The organism is Nocardia sp. NPDC127606, assembly GCF_042671725.1.
Lineage (GTDB): Bacteria > Actinomycetota > Actinomycetes > Mycobacteriales > Mycobacteriaceae > Nocardia.
Genome location: NZ_JBHXWQ010000001.1, coordinates 1621554 through 1641591, shown reverse-complemented (window position 1 = coordinate 1641591; position 20038 = coordinate 1621554). Strand labels below are relative to the sequence as shown.

5 protein-coding genes are annotated in these 20038 nt (G+C 69.3%); 4 read left to right on the top strand and 1 reads right to left on the bottom strand.

The features are described from left to right. Nucleotides 1-148: 148 nt before the first annotated feature. Complete coding sequence (locus ACFVJ5_RS07630) at nucleotides 149-16468, bottom strand: amino acid adenylation domain-containing protein (RefSeq protein ID WP_379219066.1); 16320 nt, start codon at nucleotides 16466-16468, stop codon at nucleotides 149-151. A 233-nt stretch (nucleotides 16469-16701) separates the two neighbouring features. Between ACFVJ5_RS07630 and ACFVJ5_RS07625 the strand changes: the two genes are divergently transcribed. The 4 genes from ACFVJ5_RS07625 to ACFVJ5_RS07610 all read left to right on the top strand — a co-directional run bounded on the left by ACFVJ5_RS07625 (nucleotide 16702) and on the right by ACFVJ5_RS07610 (nucleotide 20020). Beyond that, a complete protein-coding gene (locus tag ACFVJ5_RS07625) occupies nucleotides 16702-17958 on the top strand; it encodes a PucR family transcriptional regulator (protein WP_379219065.1) in 1257 nt (418 codons plus the stop codon). 174 nt (nucleotides 17959-18132) lie between these two features. Beyond that, a complete protein-coding gene (locus ACFVJ5_RS07620) occupies nucleotides 18133-18519 on the top strand; it encodes a hypothetical protein (protein WP_379219064.1) in 387 nt (128 codons plus the stop codon). 167 nt (nucleotides 18520-18686) lie between these two features. Next, a complete protein-coding gene (locus tag ACFVJ5_RS07615; protein ID WP_379219063.1) occupies nucleotides 18687-19181 on the top strand; it encodes a nuclear transport factor 2 family protein in 495 nt (164 codons plus the stop codon). An 8-nt stretch (nucleotides 19182-19189) separates the two neighbouring features. Continuing rightward, complete coding sequence (locus tag ACFVJ5_RS07610; protein ID WP_379219062.1) at nucleotides 19190-20020, top strand: SDR family NAD(P)-dependent oxidoreductase; 831 nt, start codon at nucleotides 19190-19192, stop codon at nucleotides 20018-20020. Nucleotides 20021-20038: the final 18 nt, after the last annotated feature.

The following is a 20038-nucleotide window of genomic DNA, read 5'->3' as shown; positions in this document are numbered from 1 at the left end:
GCTCCCGGCGACCTTGACGTCAGGCGGCCGACCGTGCAGTGAGGGAGCACCCATGGACTACTGCGTTGATGGGTCTCACCTCCTCCTGTGATGTCACGGACCCCGCGACGGTACCAGGGCGATACCGCCGCGCCCGAATCGGTTTCGGCTAGCCCAGTTCCTTCCGCAATCTGTCGGCGATGACGGCGAGGGCGCGGTCTTCGGTCATGCGCCAGTGGGTTGCGTCCACCGCATGATTGTCGACGGCGCCGGTCACCGCCTCGGCCCAGGACGACGCACCGGTGGTTCCGGTCGGATCACTGTGGGCCGCGGTGAAATAGGTGATGGCGCCGTCGAAACGGCGGGGGTGGTAGGCGGCGTCGAGGGCGACCGAGGTGATCGCCGCGTCGACGATCCGGTCGATGCGGGACGGGTCGACTACGGCTTGCGGTGCGGAGAGTTCGAACAGTGTCCGTGCGAGGTGGTGGATGTCGACCGGGTCGGCGAAGTTCACCTGCTCGGCGCCGGCGAACCCGCCGAGCAGGTCGGCGGCGGTCACGGTCGTCGCGACGGCCGTCGACGCCGACGACAGGGTGCTGTCCAGCATGGCCAGCACCGCGACTTCTTCGCCGTCTTCCTGGAGTTGGACCGCCATGGCGTGCGCGATGACGCCGCCGAGCGACCAGCCGAGCAGGTGGTACGGACCTTCGGCCTGTACCGCGCGAATCTCCTTGAGGTAGCGCAGTGCCCATTCCTCGATCGAATCCGGAAGAGGCTCGCTCGAACTCAGCGCCGGTGACTGGAGACCGTACAGCGGGCGGTCGAGGTGGGCCGCGAGGCCGCTGAAGGACCAGGCGATGCCGCTGATGGGGTGGACGCAGAACAGTGGTTCGCCGGATCCTTCGGTGCGCAGGGGCAGCAGGACGTCGAAAGCGGCGTCGGTGCCCGCACTGTCGGTGCCCGCGGCGCGCAACGCCGCCACGATGCCCGCCGGGGTGGGGGTGGTGAAGATCCAGGTGACGGGGACGGTCGCGGCCGTCGCGGTACCGAGCTGGGTCGACAGGCGGGTGGCGCTCAGCGATGTGCCGCCGAGTTCGAAGAAGTGGTCGTCCATGCCGACGCGGTCCAGGCGCAGGATGTCGGCGAAGATCGCGGCGACCGTGTGTTCGAGGGCCGTGTCCGGGGCGCGGTATTCGCGGGTGGCGAGTTCGGGCGCGGGCAGCGCGGCACGGTCGAGTTTGCCGGTGTGGGTCAGGGGGACTACACCGAGGACCATGATCGTGGCCGGAACCATATGGGTGGGCAGTGACTGAGCCGCCCATCGCGCGAGGCTGTCCCTGTCGATCTCGCGATCGGGTGCGGCCACCACGTAGGACACCAGGACTGTTTCCCCGGCCTGGTTCTCGCGACCGACGGTGACGGCGAAGCCGACGTCGGGATGGGAAGCCAGCACGGCATCGATCTCCGCGAGTTCGATGCGGAAGCCGCGGATCTTGAGCTGGAAGTCGGTGCGGCCGCGGTATTCGAGTTCGCCGTCGGCGCGCCAGGCGGCGAGGTCGCCGGTGCGGTACAGACGAGTGCCCGCGTGGAACGGGTTGGCGACGAAGCGTTCGGCGGTGAGGTCGGGACGGCCCAGGTAACCGGTGGCCAGCTGAGCGCCCGCGAGGTACAGCTCGCCCGCAACGCCGACGGGGACCGGGCGTAGCCGTGCGTCCAGAACGTAGACCTGGCTGTTCCAGACCGGTGTGCCGATCGCGACGGTGGTCGTGTCGGCGGCACTCACCCGGTGGCTGGTGATCGAGACCGCGGCCTCGGTCGGGCCGTAGACGTTGAACAGGGCGGTGTTCGGGGCCGCGGCGGCGAATCGGCGGGTCAGTGCGACCGGGAGGGTCTCGCCGATGGCCAGGACGCGACGCAGTGACGGTGGGAGTTGCCCGGTCACCAAGGTGTCGAGCATCGACGGCACGACGTGCAGGGTCGTCACTTCTTCGCGCCGCATCAGGTCCGCGAGGTAGGCCGGATCCCGGTGACCGTCGGGCGCGGCGAGGACCAGTCGACCGCCGCAGATCGCCGCGGACCAGAACTCCCAGACCGACAGATCGAAGGTGGCCGCGGTCTTGAGGAGCACGGTGTCCTGTGCGGTGAGACCGAATTCGGCTGTCTTCCAGCGCAACTGGTTGACGATCGCGGCGTGGGAGACGGCGACGCCCTTCGGGCGGCCCGTCGATCCCGACGTGAAGATCACGTAGGCGGTGTTCGCGGGGCGCAAGGGTGCGCGGCGGTCGCGGTCGGTGATCGGGGCGGGGCTGTGGGTGGTGAGGTCCAGCCGCTCGACACATCGAACACGGGTTGTCGTGATGTCGGTGCCGAGGTTGTCGGTCGCGCCGAGCCAGGTGTCGGCGTTGGTGAGGATGAGCAGCGGGGCGGCCGTGTCCAGGATGTAGGCGGTGCGCGATCGAGGGTGATCGGGGTCGATCGGGACGTAGACCCCGCCCGCGGTGCTGACCGCGTACATCGCCACGACCAGGTCGATCGATCGTCGCATCGCCAGTGCCACCGGGGTTTCCGGGCCGACGCCCGCGGTGATCAGGTAGCGGGCCAAACGGTTGACTCGGTCGTCGAGGTCGGCGTAGGTCAGCCGGGTGTCGTCGGCGACGAGGGCGAGGGCGTCCGGGGCGCGCGAGACGGTCGCATCGAACAGGGAGACCAGGGTCGCGGTCGGATCTGCTTGTCGCGCTGTGTGATTCCAGGAGTCGAGGATCCGGACTCGTTCGGCGGGGGCGAGCAGGTCGATGGTGTGCAGCGGTGCGCCGGGGTCGCTGACCACCGCGGTGATCAGCCGGGTGAGCCGGGCCAGGAAGCCTTCGACCGTGGCCGCGTCGAACAGATCGGCGGCGTAGGTGCAGTAGCCGGTGATGCCGGCCGGAGAACCCTCGGCGGTGTAGCGGTCGGCCAGGATCAGGTGCAGGTCGAACTGGGACAGCTCCCGATCGAGCTCCACCGACGACACCCTCATGCCGGGCAGGTCCATGCGCACCTCGGCCAGGTTCTGGAACGACAGACCGACCTGGAACAGAGGGTGGCGGGCGGTGGAGCGGGCCGGATTGAGGACTTCCACCAGCCGTTCGAACGGAATGTCGGCGTGGGCGAAGGCAGCCAGGTCGGTGTCGCGCTGGCGGGTGAGCTGTTCGGCGAAGCTCGCGCCCGCGTCGACGCGGGTGCGGAAGACCAGGGTGTTGACGAACATGCCGATCAGGTCGTCGAGGGCGGCGTCACCGCGGCCGGCGACCGGTGTGCCGATGGCGATGTCGGTGGTGCCCGACAGCTCGGCGAGTACCACCGCGAAGGCAGTGTGCACGGCCATGAACAGGGTCGCGCCGTGGGTGCGGGACAGTTCGGCGAGGGCGGCGTGGGTGGCGGTGTCGACGGTGAACGGAACCCGGCCGCCCGCGTAGGACTGGATCGCCGGTCGTGGCCGGTCGCGGGGTAGTTCGAGCTGGTCGGGCAGCTCTGCCAGGGCGTGCCGCCAGTAGGCGAGCTGGGCGGCCGACACCGAGGTGGGATCGGTTTCGTCGCCGAGCAGGGTTTGCTGCCAGATCGCGTAGTCGGCGTATTGCACCGGCAACGGTGCCCAGGTGGGGGCTTGTCGTTGTGCGCGTGCGGTGTAGGCGATGACGAGGTCGCGGGTGAGGGGTCCGCCGGAGAAGCCGTCACCGGCGATGTGGTGCACGGCCATGGCCAGGACGTAGTCGTGCGGGCCGAGTTCGAACAGGGTGGCACGCAAGGGCACTTCTCGGGTGACGTCGAAAACGGTCGAAACCAGTTCGGTCACCGCGGAAGTCAGGCTTTCGTCGACGTCCGGGGCGATCGTGGTGACGTCGAGGCGCGGTACATCCGGGTGGTCCGAAGGCAGAACGATCTGAGCCGGTGCCTGGTCGACGGTCGGGTAGACGGTGCGCAGGATCTCGTGGCGTGCGACGAGATCGGTGAATGCCTGTCGCATCGCGGTGGTGTCGAGTTCACCGGTCAGGCGGAGCACGACCGGGATGTTGTAGGCGGCGGTCGCGGTGTCGAAGCGGTTGAGGAACCACATGCGCTGCTGGGCGGGCGAGAGCGGGATGTGGTCCGGTCGTGGGCGCGCCCGCAGGGCGGGGCGCCGCGCCGCGCGGGCCAATCCGGCGATCTCGTGCGCGCATTCGGCGACGGTGGGTGCGGCGAACAGCACGCGCACCGGCACCCGGATGTCGAGTGCGGCGCCGATCCGAGCGGTCAGGCGGGTGGCGAGCAGCGAGTTGCCGCCCAAATCGAAGAAGTTGTCGTCGGCGCCGACACGTTCGGCACCGAGCACCTCGGCGAACACCTCGGCGACGGTTCGTTCCAGCCCGGCCGCGGGCTCACGGTAGATGCGCGTCGCGAATTCCGGTGCGGGCAGGGCAGTTCGGTCGATCTTTCCGGCGGCCGAGAGCGGGATACGGTCCAGGACGACGACGGCGGCCGGGACCATGTGCGCGGGCAGCATCGACGCGGACCACCGGGTGATGGCGCCGGGGTCGATCTCGCGGCCTGTCACGTACGCGACCAGCACGGTGTCACCGGCGGGGTTCTGCGCGCCGAGAGTGAGAGCGAAACTCACCTGCGGGTGCCGCAGCAGGACGGCGTCGATCTCGCCGGGCTCGATCCGGAAGCCGCGGATCTTGATCTGGAAGTCGGTGCGGCCCAGATATTCCAGCTCGTAGGTGTCGCCGTGCACCCAGCGGACGAGGTCGCCGGTGCGGTACATGCGTGCGCCGGGACCGGCCCAGGGGCAGGCGACGAAACGATCCGCGGTGGCGGCGGCGCGGCCGCGGTATCCGCGTGCGAGTGCGGGACCCGCCAGATAGAGCTCGCCGGTGGCGCCCACCGGCACCGGGTGCAGACGGGCGTCGAGGACCACGGCGCGCATGCCCGGTACGGGGCGACCGATCGTGACGCGGTCCCCGGCACGCAGCGACGAGTAGGTCGCGCCGATGGTCGCCTCGGTGGGGCCGTAGCCGTTGAGGAAACTGCGGCCCGGTTGCCACGCGGCCAGCAGTTCGGGGGCGGTGGCTTCGCCGCCGGCGGACACGCACCGGAGGTCGGGCAGGGCGCTCGGGTTCAGGGTGCTCAGCAGGGCGGGGGTGATGATCGTGTGCGTCACCTGTTCGGTGCGCAGCAGATCGTCGAGGTCGGTGCCGCCCAGGGTCTCCGGCGGCGCGATGACCAGTGTGGCGCCATGGTGGAAGGCGGTGCTCAGTTCCTCGATCGACTGGTCGAAGCTGGGTGAGCAGACGTGCAGCATGCGGTGGTCGTGGCGCAGGCGCATCAGGGCAGCCGAGTGGGTGACGAGGGCGCCGAGTCCCGCGTGGGTGACCGAGACGCCCTTGGGTGTGCCGGTGGAGCCGGAGGTGTAGATCACGTAGGCGATGTTGTCGCGGCGCAGGGGTGCTCGGCGGTCGCGGTCGCGGACCGGGGTCGACGAGCGGGCGGCGATGCGGGCCTGGGCGGTCGGTTCGTCCAGGGCCAGCCAGCGCAGGGATCCGGGCAGGCTGTTCACCCTGGCGGCGACGGTGAGGCCGATGGTCGCGCCGGAGTCGGCGAGCATGTGACGGACACGGTCTTCGGGGTAGTTCGGGTCGACCGGAAGGTACACGCCGCCCGCTTTGGCGATGGCCCAGAACGCGAGGATCGACTGGTAGGAGCGCGGGATCGCCGACGCGACGACGGTTTCCGGGCCGATTCCCTCGGCGACGAGAACTCGGGCCAGGCGTGAGGAGTCGGCGTCGAGGGTGCCGTAGGTGTAGGTGTTCGCGTTGTCGCGCACGGCGATGCGATGCTGGCCGTAGCCGGTGCCGCGCACGAGCAACTCGGGCAGGGTGGGGGTGCTCGACGGGGTCGTGCCGTCGCCGAGGTGGGTCAGGAACGTGTGCTCGGCGTGATCGGACAACGGCAGATCGCCGGCCGGGGTCCGTGGATCGGCGGCGATCGCGGTGAGCAGCCGGGCCAGACGCCGCACGAACATCTCGGCTTCGTGGTCATCGAAAATGCTTCGGGCGAAAGACATCTCGATCGCCGTGCTCGACGCCGTCTCGACCACGGTCACCCGGACGGGAACGGGCAAGGGGTCGTCCGACGGTTCGGCGGAGTCGGTGGACCGTACTTCCAGCGACACCTGCGCCAGCGCACGGGGCTCGACGCCGAGCAGGTCGGCGAAGTCCGCGAGCGGGATGCCGGCATGAGCCAGCGCGACAGTCTCGGCCTCGTGTGCTCGCGTGAGCAGATCGAGGAAGGGTGCCGCGGGATCGATGGCGGTGCGCAGCAACAGATCAGGAGTGCGGGTTCTGATCACGATGTCGTCGGACGCCGAGAGTCGCGCGAGAAGTACAGCCAAGGCGGTGCGGACCAGCGACTGCCGGCTCACGTTCGCGGTGTCGGCGAGTTCACGGAGGTCTCGGTGCACCGTCGTCGGGATGGTCGACCTGGCACCACCGTGCTCGGCTCCGAGGCCACTGTCCGCGTGCGTACTGCGCGCGCTGTCGGCGACCACGCGGTCGAGGTGGTCGGTGGGCAAGACCAGACGGGCAGGCAAGTCGGCCAAGCTCTGGCGCCAGAAGCGGGATCGGGTGATCGGGTCGGCCGGGTCGGTGGTGAGCTGTTGGGCGATGCGGACCACGGGCGTGGTCGGGGCCGCGACGAGGCTGTCGATCGCCGTGCGGAGACGGTCGGTGACCGCGCGGGCCACCGGATCCGAGACGAGGTCGCGGCGGTACTTGATCTGCACCTGGGTGCGGGCGCCGAGGAAGACCAGGACCGTGATCGGGTAGTGGGTGTGGTCGGCGCCGTGCAGATCGTCGATGCTCAGGTTGTCGAGCGCGCCGCCTGCCTGCTGGAGGCCTTCGACGTCGACGGGGTAGGACTCGAAAGCGAGCATGGTGTCGAAGAGTTCGCCCAGTCCCGCGACGCGCTGGATCGCGCCGAGCCCGAGGTGGTGGTGATCGAGCAGGGATGCCTGCTCGGCCTGGACGACGCGGATCAGATCACCGACGGTGGCGGCGGGGTCGATGCGCACCCGCACCGGAACCGCGTCGACGAACAGCCCGATCATGTCGGCCACGCCGTCGAGCTGCGGCGGGCGCCCGGACACGGTCGCGCCGAACACGACGTCGTCGCGTGCGGTGCTCGCGGCGACGACCAGGCCCCAGGCTGTTTGGAACACGGTGTTCGCGGTGACCTCGGCGGCCGCGGCGAAGGCGGTCAGCGCGGACGTCCGCGCAATATCGAGTTCGAACTCGCACAGGCCGTAGCCGTGGCCGGTCGCGGGCGGCCAGGTCAGCTCGGGGGCGATCATCGTCGCCGACACCCCGTCGAGGACCTCCGACCACGCGCGCTCGGCGGCAGCGCGGTCCTGACGGGTGAGCCAGGCGAGGTAGTCGCGGTAGGGGCGCACCGGCGGGAGCGGGGTCGCGTCGCCGTGGGTGGCGTAGAGAACGAGCAGTTCCTTCATCAGCAGCGGCATGGACCAGCCGTCGAGGAGGATGTGGTGACCGGTCAGGACGAGGTGGCTGCGCCCGGAACCGGTGGTGTACACCGTGAATCGCAGCAGCGGTGCGATCGTGGGGTCGAAGCCGGCCTGTTGATCGGCGGCGAGCAGGGCGGGCAGCTCGGTGTCGGTGGTTGCGACGATCCGCAACGGTGCCTCGACGGCGTCGGCGACGAGCTGAACGGGGGTGCCGTCGGGGGCGGTGACGAAGGCCGAGCGCAGGTTGGCGTGCCGGTTCAGCACCGTCGCGGCCGCGTGGCGAAGCCGGTCGGTGTCGAGCTCGCCGGTCAGTTCGGCCATGAGCTGGATGACATAGGCGTGGACCGACTCGTCGAGCATGTCGCCCAGCGCGAGCAACGAGTGCTGCAACGGCGACAGCGGCAGCACATCCGACAGACCCGGGTGGGTTGCGCGCCAGGTGTCGAGGTCGTTCTGCGAAACCTGTACCAGGTCGACATCGGACGGGGTCAGCCCGCCCGCGGACGGGTGGAGGGTGTGGTCGGCCAGTGCGGTCAGCCAGCTCGTCCAGTCGTCGGCCAGCTCCTGCACCTCGGACTCGGACAGGATGCCGGTGGCGTAGCGGAAGTCCGCCCGCAGTCGCAGGCCGGTGTCGGTGGTGACGGCGATCGCGGTGATGTCGAGGACGGTGTGCGCGGGCAGGGTGGGGTCGTAGTCGACGTCGATGTCACCGAGATCGGCCGTGGGCAACCACGCGATGTCGTCGGTGGGCTGGGTGGCGGTCGTTGCGCGACCCAGGTAGTTGAAGCCGATCTGGCCGAGGGTGCCGGACAACCGGTTTCGGGTTTCCGGGTTCCGGCGCAGCACACCGAACCCGATGCCGTTGTCGGGCACGGTCAGGAGCTGTTCCTTGACGGTGCGCACCGTCGCGGCAAGGGCTTCGTCGTCGAAAACCGTCGGTGTGATCGCGGACAGGTCGAGGGCGACGGGGTAGACGGTGGTGAACCAGCCGACGGTGCGGGTCAGGTCCGCGCCGGGGACAGCGTCTTCTTGGCGGCCGTGGCCTTCGAGTCGCAATCGCAAGGTGGGAGCGTCGACACCGCGACGGGCACGCCAGACCCGCACTGCCAAGGCCAGCGCGGCGAGCAGGGGGTGGTCGGCGCCTGCCCGGTATTGCGCGGGCAGCGTGGTGAGCAGGGGTTCGGTGATGTCGGCGGGGATCTGGACGGTGATCGACCGCGTCGTCGCCTCGGTGTCGAGGCTGCTGTCGACCGCGCGGGCGCCGAGCAGCGGGTCAGGGGTGGACAGGACCTGTTGCCAGTGGTCGAGTTCGGCGGTGCGGTCGGCGGTGGCGAGGCCGTGCGCCCACCGGCGGAACGACGTACCGACCGGCGGCAGCGTGATCTGCTGACCTGCTGCGTGCTGGGCCCAGGCCACGACCAGGTCGGGTAGCAGGATTCGCCAGGAGACGCCGTCGATGACGTAGTGGTGGGCGGCGACCGTGAGAACATCGCGGTCGCCGTGCCTGCGGATCCAGGTGAAGGCGATCATCCGGGCGGCAGCGGGATCCAGCGCCGAGAGTGTCGAATCCATGGCGGCGGTGCCGATTCGGGTCAGCTCATCCGGTGTGACCGCGGAGGAGAGGTCGATCTCGGTGATCAGGGAGTCCACGTCGACGGCGTGGGGTGGCAGGACTTCGAACTGCCACGTGTCGCTGTCTCGTCGCAGGCGCGAGCGCAGCATGTCGTGGTGGCGCAGGACCGCGGCGATGGTGGCTACCAGACCGGGGCGGTCGATGTTCTCGGGCAGTGCCAGGACCATGGTCTGGGCGAAACGGTCGCTCGAACCGGCGGTCAGGAAGTCGGCCAGGACCGGCGTCAACGCGACATCGCCGATGCCGCCGCCGGGCAGTTCGGCCAGCACGGGCGACTGGGGGCTGTCGAGCGCGGCGATGTCGGACAGCTTTGCCACGGTGCGGTGTTCGAACACATCACGGGTGGTGAAGACGATGCCCGCGGCGCGGGCCAGCGACACCAGCTGGATCGACAGGATGCTGTCGCCACCGATCGCGAAGAACGAATCGTGCACGCCGACCTGCGGTACGCCGAGGACGCGGGCGAACAGCCCGGCCAGCAGGGTTTGCATCGCGCCGGTGGGTGCCGCGGTGGGCGCGGTCGCGACGACCGGTTCGGGCAGGGCGTTGCGGTCGAGTTTGCCGTTGGAAGTCAGGGGCAGCGCGTCGAGAACCACGATCGCCGACGGCACCGCGTGCGCGGCCAGGCGGTCGGTGGCGTACTCGGTGAGGGCGTGGGGGTCGGCTGAATGATCCTGTGCCGCAAGTACATAGGACACCAGCGTTGTCGACCCCGAGGGGGTCTGACGTCCGATGGTCACCGCGAACTCGACGGCGGGGTGGCTGACGAGCACGGCGTCGATCTCACCGGGTTCGATCCGGAAACCGCGCACCTTCAACTGGGTGTCGGCGCGGCCGAGGTAGTCGATGTCGCCGGTCTCGCGCAGGCGCACCAGGTCGCCGGTGCGATACATGCGGGTGCCGGGCGCACCCCACGGGTCGGGGACGAATCGGGCCGACGTCGTCGTCGGCTGATTGCGGTAGCCGCGAGCCAACGCGCGCCCGGTCAGATAGAGCTCGCCGGTGACACCCGGCGGAACCGGGTTCAGGCGGGCGTCCAGGATCATCGCGTGCGTGCCGTGCACCGGGGTGCCGATCGAGATCGGTTGTCCGGCAGTGAGTTCGGCGTAGGAGGAGATGATCGTGGTCTCGGTGGGGCCGTAACCGTTGAGGTAGCGGCGGCCGGGCTGCCATTTCGCGAGCAGCTCCGGGGTGGTCACGTCACCGCCGACACTCAACGATTCCAGTGCGTGCAGACCCGCCGGGTCGAGAGTGCCCAGGACCGCGGGGGTGATGATGGCGTGGGTGACGGACTCGGCGGCCAGCAGGTCCGCGAGTTCGATTCCGCCCGCGATGTCGGACGCGACGACGACCAGCGTCGCGCCGGTGGTGAAGGCACACAGCCATTCGAGGACCGAGGGGTCGAACCAGGGGGCGCAGATGTGCAGGAAGCGGTGCTCGGACTCGAGGCGGTAGCGGCGGACCGCCTCGTCGACCAGCGGTGCCAGACCGGCGTGGGTCACGCTGACGCCCTTGGGCAGACCGGTGGAGCCAGAGGTGTAGATGAGGTAGGCGGGGTGGTCCACGCGCAGGGGTGAGAGACGGTCGGCGTCGGTGATCGGCGTCGTCGGATATGTGGCGGTGACTTGGTCGAGATCGTCGAGTGTGAGCCAGGCCGGCTCGTCGGGCAGGTCGTCGAGGTGCACGGCGGCGGTGATGCCGAGTATCGCGCCCGAGTCGGTGACCAGGTGCTGGAGGCGATGCGCGGGATTGCGCGGGTCCATCGGCACATACACCCCACCTGCCGCCGCGATGGCGAGCGCGGCCGCGACCATGTCGTAGGACCGTGGAAGGGCAACGGCGACAGCGACTTCCGGGCCTACGCCGTGGGCGATCAGTTCGCGGGCCCATCGAGCGGTCCGCTCGGTCAGTTCGCCGTAGGTGATCGAACGGCTCTCGTGCCGGACGGCGATCCTGTCGGGGCCCAGCGCGTGGCCGCGTGCGATCAGGTCGGGCAACAGCGCGGTGTCGGTGTCAGCGTTGCGCGCGGTGAGGGTTGCTTCTTCCGCGGCGCTGAGGACCGCGAGGTCACCGACAGCGGTATGGGGGCGCTCGATCGTGTCCGTCAGCAGGCGAATCAGACGTTGCGCGAACACGTCGACCGTTGCCCGGTCGAACAACGCACTCGCGTAGACGAATTCGGCGGTGATGGCACCGGCCGGGCGGTCGTTGACGGACAGCACGAGATCGCGCTCCACGGCAGCAGACGGGCATTCCTCCGACATCAGAGTGACCCGCACCAGTGGCTGCGTCGGGTCGCCGGCGGCCTGGTCGCTCACCATTCTGTGCGACAACCCGTTTCGCGCGAATGCCCGCCGGGCAACCGTGGTCGCCTCGGCCAGCAGTTCGTCGACAGGTGTGGCGCCGCATATCGGTAGTCGTAACACCAGGCGGGCATCCGGGGACTGCGGGCACGGGGTGTCGATCGCGATGTCGTCGGTGTTGGACAGGCGGGCCAGCAGCACCGCGAAGGCGGTGTGCACGAGAATGAAGACCGTCGTGTCGCGGGAATCGGCGAAGTCCCGCATGCGGTGATGGAGTTCGGCGGGGATCTCGAAGCCGACGCGGGCGTCGGCGTGCACGGGGCCCGCGGGGCGGGCGCGATCTGTCGGGAGGTCCAGCTCCGCAGGCAGATCCGCGAGGACGCGACGCCAGTAGCTCGCCTCCGCGATCGCATCGTTGTGCTGGTCGAGGGTGTCCAGGAGCTGCGCGGCGGTCTGGTCGGGTGTGTGGCGGAAGGCGTCGAGGGTGGCGCGGAGGCGGTGCGCGAGAGCTCGAGCGATGCCGGTGTCGATCAGGTCGAGGCGGTACTGGAGGCCGACACGGATCCCCTCGCCCACCTCGACGCCCACGGCCACCGGGTAGTGCGTGGCGTTGGCGGCTCGGACATCGACGATCGCGAGGCCGTCGATGGAACCGTGCGCGCGCCGCATTCCCTCGGTGTCGACGGGGTAGGACTCGTAGGCCATGAGCGTGTCGAACAGCTCGCCCGAGCCCGCGGCCCGCTGGATCTCGGCCAGGCCGAGGTGATGGCCGTCCAACAGGGCGATCTGTTCGGACTGAAGCTGCGACAACATGTTTCGCAGCGGCTCGGACTCGGCGTAACGGACGCGAACGGGGATGGTGTTCGCGAACAGTCCGACCATCGTGTCGACACCGTCCAACTGTGGTGGGCGACCCGAGACCACCGCACCGAACACAACGTCGTCGCGGCCGAACGCACCGGCCAGCACCACACCCCACGCCGCTTGGAACAGGGTGTTCACCGTGACGTCGTTGGCCGCGGCACAGGCCGCCAAGTCCTCGGCCTCGGCCGGTGACAGCTCGACGGTGCACATCCCGTGGCCCTCGCACGGCTCGGTCGGCGGCGCGACCGCGGCGGTCAGCAGGGTCGGGGTGTGCCCGGTCAACGCCTCGCGCCAGCGGCCCAACGCGGCGGAACGGTCCTGGTTCGCGAGCCAGGCGAGGTAGTCACGGTAGGGGCGTACCCGCGGCAGTACCGCCGGGGCGCCGTCGGTGGCGTAGCAGAGCAGTAGTTCCTGCATCAGCAACGGCATCGACCAGCCGTCGACGAGCAGGTGGTGCGCGGTCAACACCAGGTGCATGCCGTCGGCACGGCGGAACAGTGTGAAGCGCAGCAGCGGCGCTGCGGCGAGCTCGAAACCGATCCGCGCCTCGGCGGCCAGGAACTCGTCGGCGTCGGCGAGTTCGGTGTCGATGATCTGCCACGGCACGGTGACGCGCTCGGCCACGAAACCGACCGGCGTGCCCGCCGCCGACGATCCGAAGGCCGTGCGCAGAATCGCGTGGCGGTCGAGGACGGCTTGGGCGGCTCGTCGCAGGCGATCGGTGTCGACCTCGCCGGTCAGCTCGACAGCGAGCTGGACCAGATACGGGTCGGCCGCGGACACCTGGGCGAGGAAGAGCAGACCGAGTTGCAGCGGCGCCAAGGGCAGTACATCGGTCAGGTGCGGGCGTTCGCGATGCCAGGTGTCGAGTTCTGCCTGGGTGACCCGGACCAGCGGCACGTCGGCGGGCGAGAGGCCACCGGCGGCCGGATCGCGCAGGTGTTCGGCGAGGATCGTCAGGGCCTCGGTCCAGCAGTCGGCCAGTTCACGCACCGACGCCTCGTCGATGAGGCCGGAGGCGTAGGAGAACGACGCGCGCAGTGTCAGGCCGGCGTCGGTACCGGTGGCCAGGGCGTTGATGTCGATGACGGCGGCGGCGGGCAGATCGGGGTCTTGTTCGGCGACGGGCTCGCCCCACTCGGCGGTGGGTAGCCAGCTGTGGTCGGTATCGCCGAGATCGCCCGCGGTGATACGTCCCAGGTAGTTGAAGCCGATTTGGCCCAGGGTGCCGTCGAGCTGCGGTGCCGATTCCGGGTCCAGATGGCGGAGCATGCCGAAACCGATGCCCTTGTGCGGCACCGCGCGCAGCTGTTCCTTGACGGCCTTGACGACGGCGGCCGTGGCGTCGCCACCGTGCCATGCGGCGTCGTTGTCGATCTCGCTCAGGTCGAGGGCGATCGGATACATGCTGGTGAACCAGCCGACCGTGCGGGTCAGATCGGCGCCGTCGACCGCGGACTGTTCGCGGCCGTGGCCTTCCAGACGGACTCGCGTCGCGGGTGCGTCGACACCGCGCCGGGTCCGCCACCTGCGCACAGCCATCGCCAGGGCGGCGAGCAGGCCGTCCTCGGCGCCCGCGCGGTACCGGGTGGGCAGGTCGGTCAGGATCGCCTGGGTGATGTCGGCGCGGACTTCGACGTTGATGGTTCGCACCGTCGACGCGGTATCGCGGGGGTCGAGCGAACGACTGCCGAGCAGCGGGTCGGGCACCGACAGGGTCTGCCGCCAGTGGTCGAGTTCCTCGCGCCTGCTCGGCGCCATCTCGGTCAGGCCGTGTGCCCAGCGACGGTACGACGTGCCGACCGGGGGCAGCACAACACGTCGACCGAACTGGGCCCACGCGGCGACCAAGTCCGACAACAGGATTCGCCACGACACACCGTCGATCGCCGCGTGGTTGGCCGCGACGACCAGCCCGTCGGGGCCGTCCGCACGGGCGAGCCAGGCGAAGCCGATCATCCGGTAGGCCTGCGGATCCAGCGTCGCGAGCACGGAATCCATCGCGGCGTCGGCGATCGCACCGAGATGGTCGGTGCCTGCCGGGACATCGACGCGCAGGAGCAGGTCGTGCACATCCACCGCACCCGGCGGCAGGGTGTGCAGTTCCCACTGTCCGTCGACCTGTCGCAGTCCGGCCCGCAGCATGTCGTGGTGATCGATCACCGCGGTGAGGGTGTCCACCAGAGCATTTCGGTCGATGCCGGCAGGCAGGGCCAACACCATCTGCTGGGTGAACCGGCCGAACACCCGCCCACCGGCCAGCGACGCGGCCAGCACCGGCGTCAACGGCATCACGCCCACACCACCGCCGGGCAGTTCGGTCAACGTGGGCGCGGACTCGGCACCCAACACCGCCACCCGCGCCAATCCGGCGACAGTGCGGTGCTCGAACACCGCCTGCGGGGTGAACGAGATGCCGGCGGTGCGCGCGCGCGACACGAGCTGGATGGACAGAATGCTGTCACCGCCCGCGGCGAAGAACGAATCCTCGGCACCGATCTGCTCCAGACCCAGGATCTGGGTGAACAGTTCAGCGATGGCGGTCTCGACCGGGCCCTCGGGCGCACGCGAACCGACGGCCCCGAAAACCGGTGCGGGCAGGGCGTTGCGGTCGAGTTTGCCGTTGGGGGTCAACGGGATCTCGTCGAGGGGCATCAGGACGGTCGGCACCATATGGCCGGGCAAGGAGGTGCCGACGAAGCGGGTTACGTCGTCGGTGTCGATCGACATGCCGGGCCGGGCGAGCAGATACGACACCAGCACGGTCGCGCCCGAGTCTGCTTTCGTGCCGAGGGTGACCGCGTACTCGATGTCGGGGTGGGCGGTGAGCGCGGCGTCGATCTCGCCGAGTTCGACGCGGAAACCGCGGATCTTCACCTGGAAATCGGAGCGCCCGAGGTATTCGAAATCGCCGTCGGCGGTGCGCCGGACCAGATCGCCGGTCCGGTACATGCGGGAATCGGTGAAAGGTGAGGCGACGAATCGTTCGGCGGTGAGCGCGGGCCTGCCCTGATAACTCTGGGCCAGCGCGGGCCCGAACAGATACAGCTCACCCGCCGCGCCCGCGGGGACCGGGCGCAGCCGCGAATCCAGCACTGTCGCACCGACTCCGGCGAACGCCGTGCCGATCGTGATGGGCTGTCCCGGCCGCAGTGCGGTGGTGCCGGTGGCGAGGACGGTGGCCTCGGTCGGGCCGTAGCCGTTGAAGAAGGCGCGCTCGCCGGCCCAGCGGTCGACCAGGGTCGGGCCGAAAGCGTCGCCCGCGACGACGACCACGCGCAGGGCGGCCAGGTCGTGAGCGTCGACAGATTCCAACGCGGCCGGGGTGATCAGCAGATGGGACACCTGTTCGCGGCGCAGCAGCTCGGCGAGTTCGGGGCCGCCGAAGACCGTCGACGGTGCGATCACCAGCGTGGCACCGGAGTTGAACGCCACCAGCAGCTCGAGTACCGAGACGTCGAAGTTCGGCGAGCACACGTGCAGGACGCGGTCGCCTTCGTCGACCGAATAGCGTTCCCTGGCGGCCGCGACCAAGGCACCGAGGCCGGTGTGGGTCACGACCACGCCTTTGGGACGGCCGGTCGAGCCGGAGGTGTAGATGACATAGGCCGGGTGCTGATCGGTCAGCGGACGAACTCGGTCGAGGTAGGAGATCGGGTGGGCGGGGTGCTCGGCGACGCGGTCGTGCTGGGCCGGGGCGTCGATGTCGAGCCACTCGACGGATTCGCCCAGCTTCTCCTGATGTGCCGTGCCGGTGAGGCCGAGCACGGCGCCGGAGTCTTCGAGGAGATAGGCGATCCGCTCGGCGGGCAGCGCCGGATCGACAGGGACGTAGGCGGCGCCGGTCTTGGCCACCGCCCACACCGCCGCCACCGATTCGATCGACCGGGTGAATCCGAGCGCGACGACATCGCCGGGGCCGATGCCGCGCGCGATCAGATCTCTGGCCAGTTGGGACGAGTACTCGTCGAGTCGGGTGTAGGTGAGTTCGCGGCGTTCACCGTCGACGGGGGTGTAGGACACGGCGACGGTGTCGCCGGCGGTGTCGACCGCCGCGGTCAGCAGCTGGGTGAAAAGAGGCGTACTCGACTTTCGGTTGCCTCGACCGCGCGGCGCACGACGAACTTCACGTGGAGAGGTGCGCGCTTCACGCATTCGAGTACAACATCCTTCAGCTAACCGGCCCACAGCTCTGCGATGACCCACGAACCCTGTCGGATTCGGCCTACCGGGGCGGACCAGTGTCGAACAAGCAAGAAGGAGTCGATATCGGGGCGTTCGGCGACCATGACACCACATGTCACGCTGTCACGACCACATGACCGGTTTGTTTATCGACGCCGAGTCCGAATCGGCCGGCAATTTGTGCGGATGGCACAATGTTGTCGATGTTCTTTGTTCAACGGACGGAAGCGCGCGTGGCGGCGTACGGATCCCTGGTATGGGTGGGACAGGCCCTGGGCCCGCGCGTCGACGCCATCACCGCCGACCTCATCCGGGTGACCGAGCAGATGATTCCGCTCAACGACGTCGCCGCCGATCTGGCCGAGATGCGAGCCGCCAGCATCGCCGAGAACATCGCCGCCGTGCAGTACGTGCTGGCCAACGGTATCGATCCGTCCACCGTGAGCCCGCCCGCCGGTGCCGCCGCGTACGCCCAACGTCTGGCCCGGCGAGGGGTACCGCTGACGATCCTGCTGCGCGCCTACGGGCTCGGGCAGTACCGGATCCTCGACGCCGCGATCGGGCTGATTCTCGCCGTTCCCGGCCCCGACCAAGCCGCCCGGATCGCGGAGGTCCTCAAGTTCGCGGGGACCTACCTGGATCGGCTCAATTCGTCGATGGGGCGGATCTACGAGGCGGAACGAGATCGCTGGCTCAGCAGCCGCCAAGCCGCCCGGCAGCAGTGGATCGCGCGGCTGCTCGACCACGACGACGTCGATGTCGCGGCCGCTGAAGAAGTGCTGGGCTACCGACTCGATCAGTGGCACCACGCGGCCGAAGTGTGGTCGACGGTCACCGGCGCGGAGGCTGTGCGCGCGCTCGAGCAGGCCCGACAGTTGCTGGCCGCGGCGATGGGCACCGGCGGTGCCGAATTGGTCGCGGCGTCGGGGGACCGCGCCATGTGCCTGTGGTTCCCGACCGGGCAGCCGTGCGCGGTCGAAAAACTCACCGCACAGCTCGAAACGTCCGGCTTGCCGGTGCGGGTCGCACTCGGCCCCGTCGGCGAGGGACTGTCCGGCTTCCGGCGCTCGGCCCGTAGCGCGGCACGGGCCAAGGCGCTCGTCGTCTCCGCCGGGGAGACCGCGCCCCCTGTCGTCGACTACGACACGATCGCACCCTTCGCGCTGCTGTCCGACGACCCGGACGAGCTGACCGGCCTCGTCCACCGCGTCCTCGGCCCCCTGGCCGGCGACGGAGCCAAGGTGGAACTCCTGCGCAACACCCTCGATGTGTTCCTCGCCGAAGGCGCCAGCTACTCCCGCACCGCCCGCGTCCTCGACGTCCACCGCAACACCGTCCAGTACCGCATCCAACAGGTCACCGGCCGCTACGGCATCGCCGTCGACACCGACACCTTCGAGCTACGCTTCGCCCTGGGCATCTGCCGCTGGTACCCCCACGTCCTGACTCGGACAATCTGAGCCCAGGCGGTTTGTGCGGTACGCACAGCAGGCCGAGCGCAATCGCCGGGTCGGCGACCTGCCACTGGCCGTACGACGCGCCACGGCCGGAGTCGGGTGGGAACGGCTCTGACAGTGGCGATCTCGATCGCTGACGTTCATGATGGTCTGAAGCAGGACGAACGAGGTGGGGGAATGAACAAGAAGCTGATCGCCGCTGTCGCGGCGCTGTTCGCGGGTGCCGTCGCGGTGACCGGGTGCTCGAGCGACGCCGACGTGGTGTCGAAGAACCTGTCCAAGGAATCGGACCAGTTCAAGATCAACCGTCGCGTGGTGTTCTTCAACGGCATCACCGACAAGTACCTGCTGTCCATCGAGGGCAAGTGTTCGATCAAGGACGAGAACAACCAGCTCGAGGTGACGTGCAAGACCGGCGATGAGGAATACAAGAAGCACTTCCTCGGCCTCTCGGACAACGTGAGCTACTTCGTCGAACAGCTCGAAGCCGCCGAGGTGAGCCCCTACCACTACAAGGTCATCTTCAAGCCCGAGGTCATCATTCCCGACGTCGACCGCCCCTGAGGGTGGTACACAGACTCGCGGGCGTTCCCGATGAGCGGGAAGACACGCACGCGGTGACCACGTCCCGGTCCTACGGTGGCGGCCGCGGGACGTAGGAGAGGAAGCGGACGCTCACAGCCATTTCGAGCTCCTTCACGTCTGATCTGTCGATTCGACCAAGGAGCTCCATGTCTGCAACACCGCCGCCCGACGACCCGGCCCGCCACCTCGCACGGTTGGCGGCGATCGAGTCGATCACCGCGCTCAAGCACCGCTATTTCCGTGCCTGCGACGCCAAAGACCCGGTCGGGTTCCGTGACTGTTTCGTCGCGGTCGGCTCGGCGCTGGACTACAGCACGCTCGGTACCACCGACGCCGACGGCATGGCCGCGGTCTTCGCATCGATCGCGCTGCAGCAGGTGGACGGCAAGAACGCGATCCTCGACATGCACCACGGCGTACACCCCGACATCACCGTGCGCGACGACGGCACGGCCAGCGGCCGGTGGACGCTGCGCTTCCGCCAGGTCAACCTGATCGAGCGCACCGAAACCGTCGCCACCGGCGAGTACGCCGACGAATACCGGGTGCAGGACGGGCAATGGAAGATCGCGACGTGCACGTTCCACCAGTTGTGGGCGATCACCCGCCCGCTCGATGACGCCACCCGGATCGCGCAGTAGGAGCGGACATGTCGAAAATCGCTCTGGTGACCGGCGCCAGCCGTGGCGTCGGCAAGGGAATCGCGTTGGCACTCGGCGCAGCGGGCTGGACGGTGTATCTGACCGGACGCGGCACCGAAGGTGACGGCGGCCCCCTGGAGGTCGCGGCCGCCGAGGTGAGCGCTCGCGGCGGCACCGGCATCGCCGTGCGCTGCGACCATCGCGACGACGCGCAGATCGCCGCGGTGTTCACCCGCATCACCGCCGAGCAGAACGGGCTCGACCTGCTGGTCAACAACGTCTGGGCCAATCCCGACGGATTCGCCGGATTCAGTGATCCGTTCTGGCGACGGCCCGTCGCCGACTGGGACACCCTGATCGGTGTCGGCCTGCGGGCGCACTATGTGGCCTCGGTCGAAGCCGCACGGCTCATGGTGCCTCGCGGCAGCGGCGTCATCGCCAACATCTCCTCGTTCGGCACCCGCGGCTACCTGCACTCGGTGCTGTACGGGATGTCGAAGGCGGGGCTGGACAAGATGGCGGCCGACATGGCCGTGGAACTGCGCGACACCGGTGTCAGCACGCTGTCGCTGTGGCCCGGCATCGTGCGCACCGAGCAGGTACTGGCGATGGGCGTCGAAGACATCGAGGGGTTCCCGATCGCCGGCGCGGAGACACCGGAATTCGTCGGCCGGGTCGTTCTCGCCCTGGCCACCGATCCCGAGATCGGCGCGCGCAGCGGCAGCACGGTGATCACCGCCGAGGCCGCCGTCGACTACGGGATCACCGATATCGATGGCGGACAACCGGTCTCGCATCGCGCGGCATTCGGTGGCGGCGCGCTCTTCGGCGTCCGGTGAGACAGCACTCTCGCGACA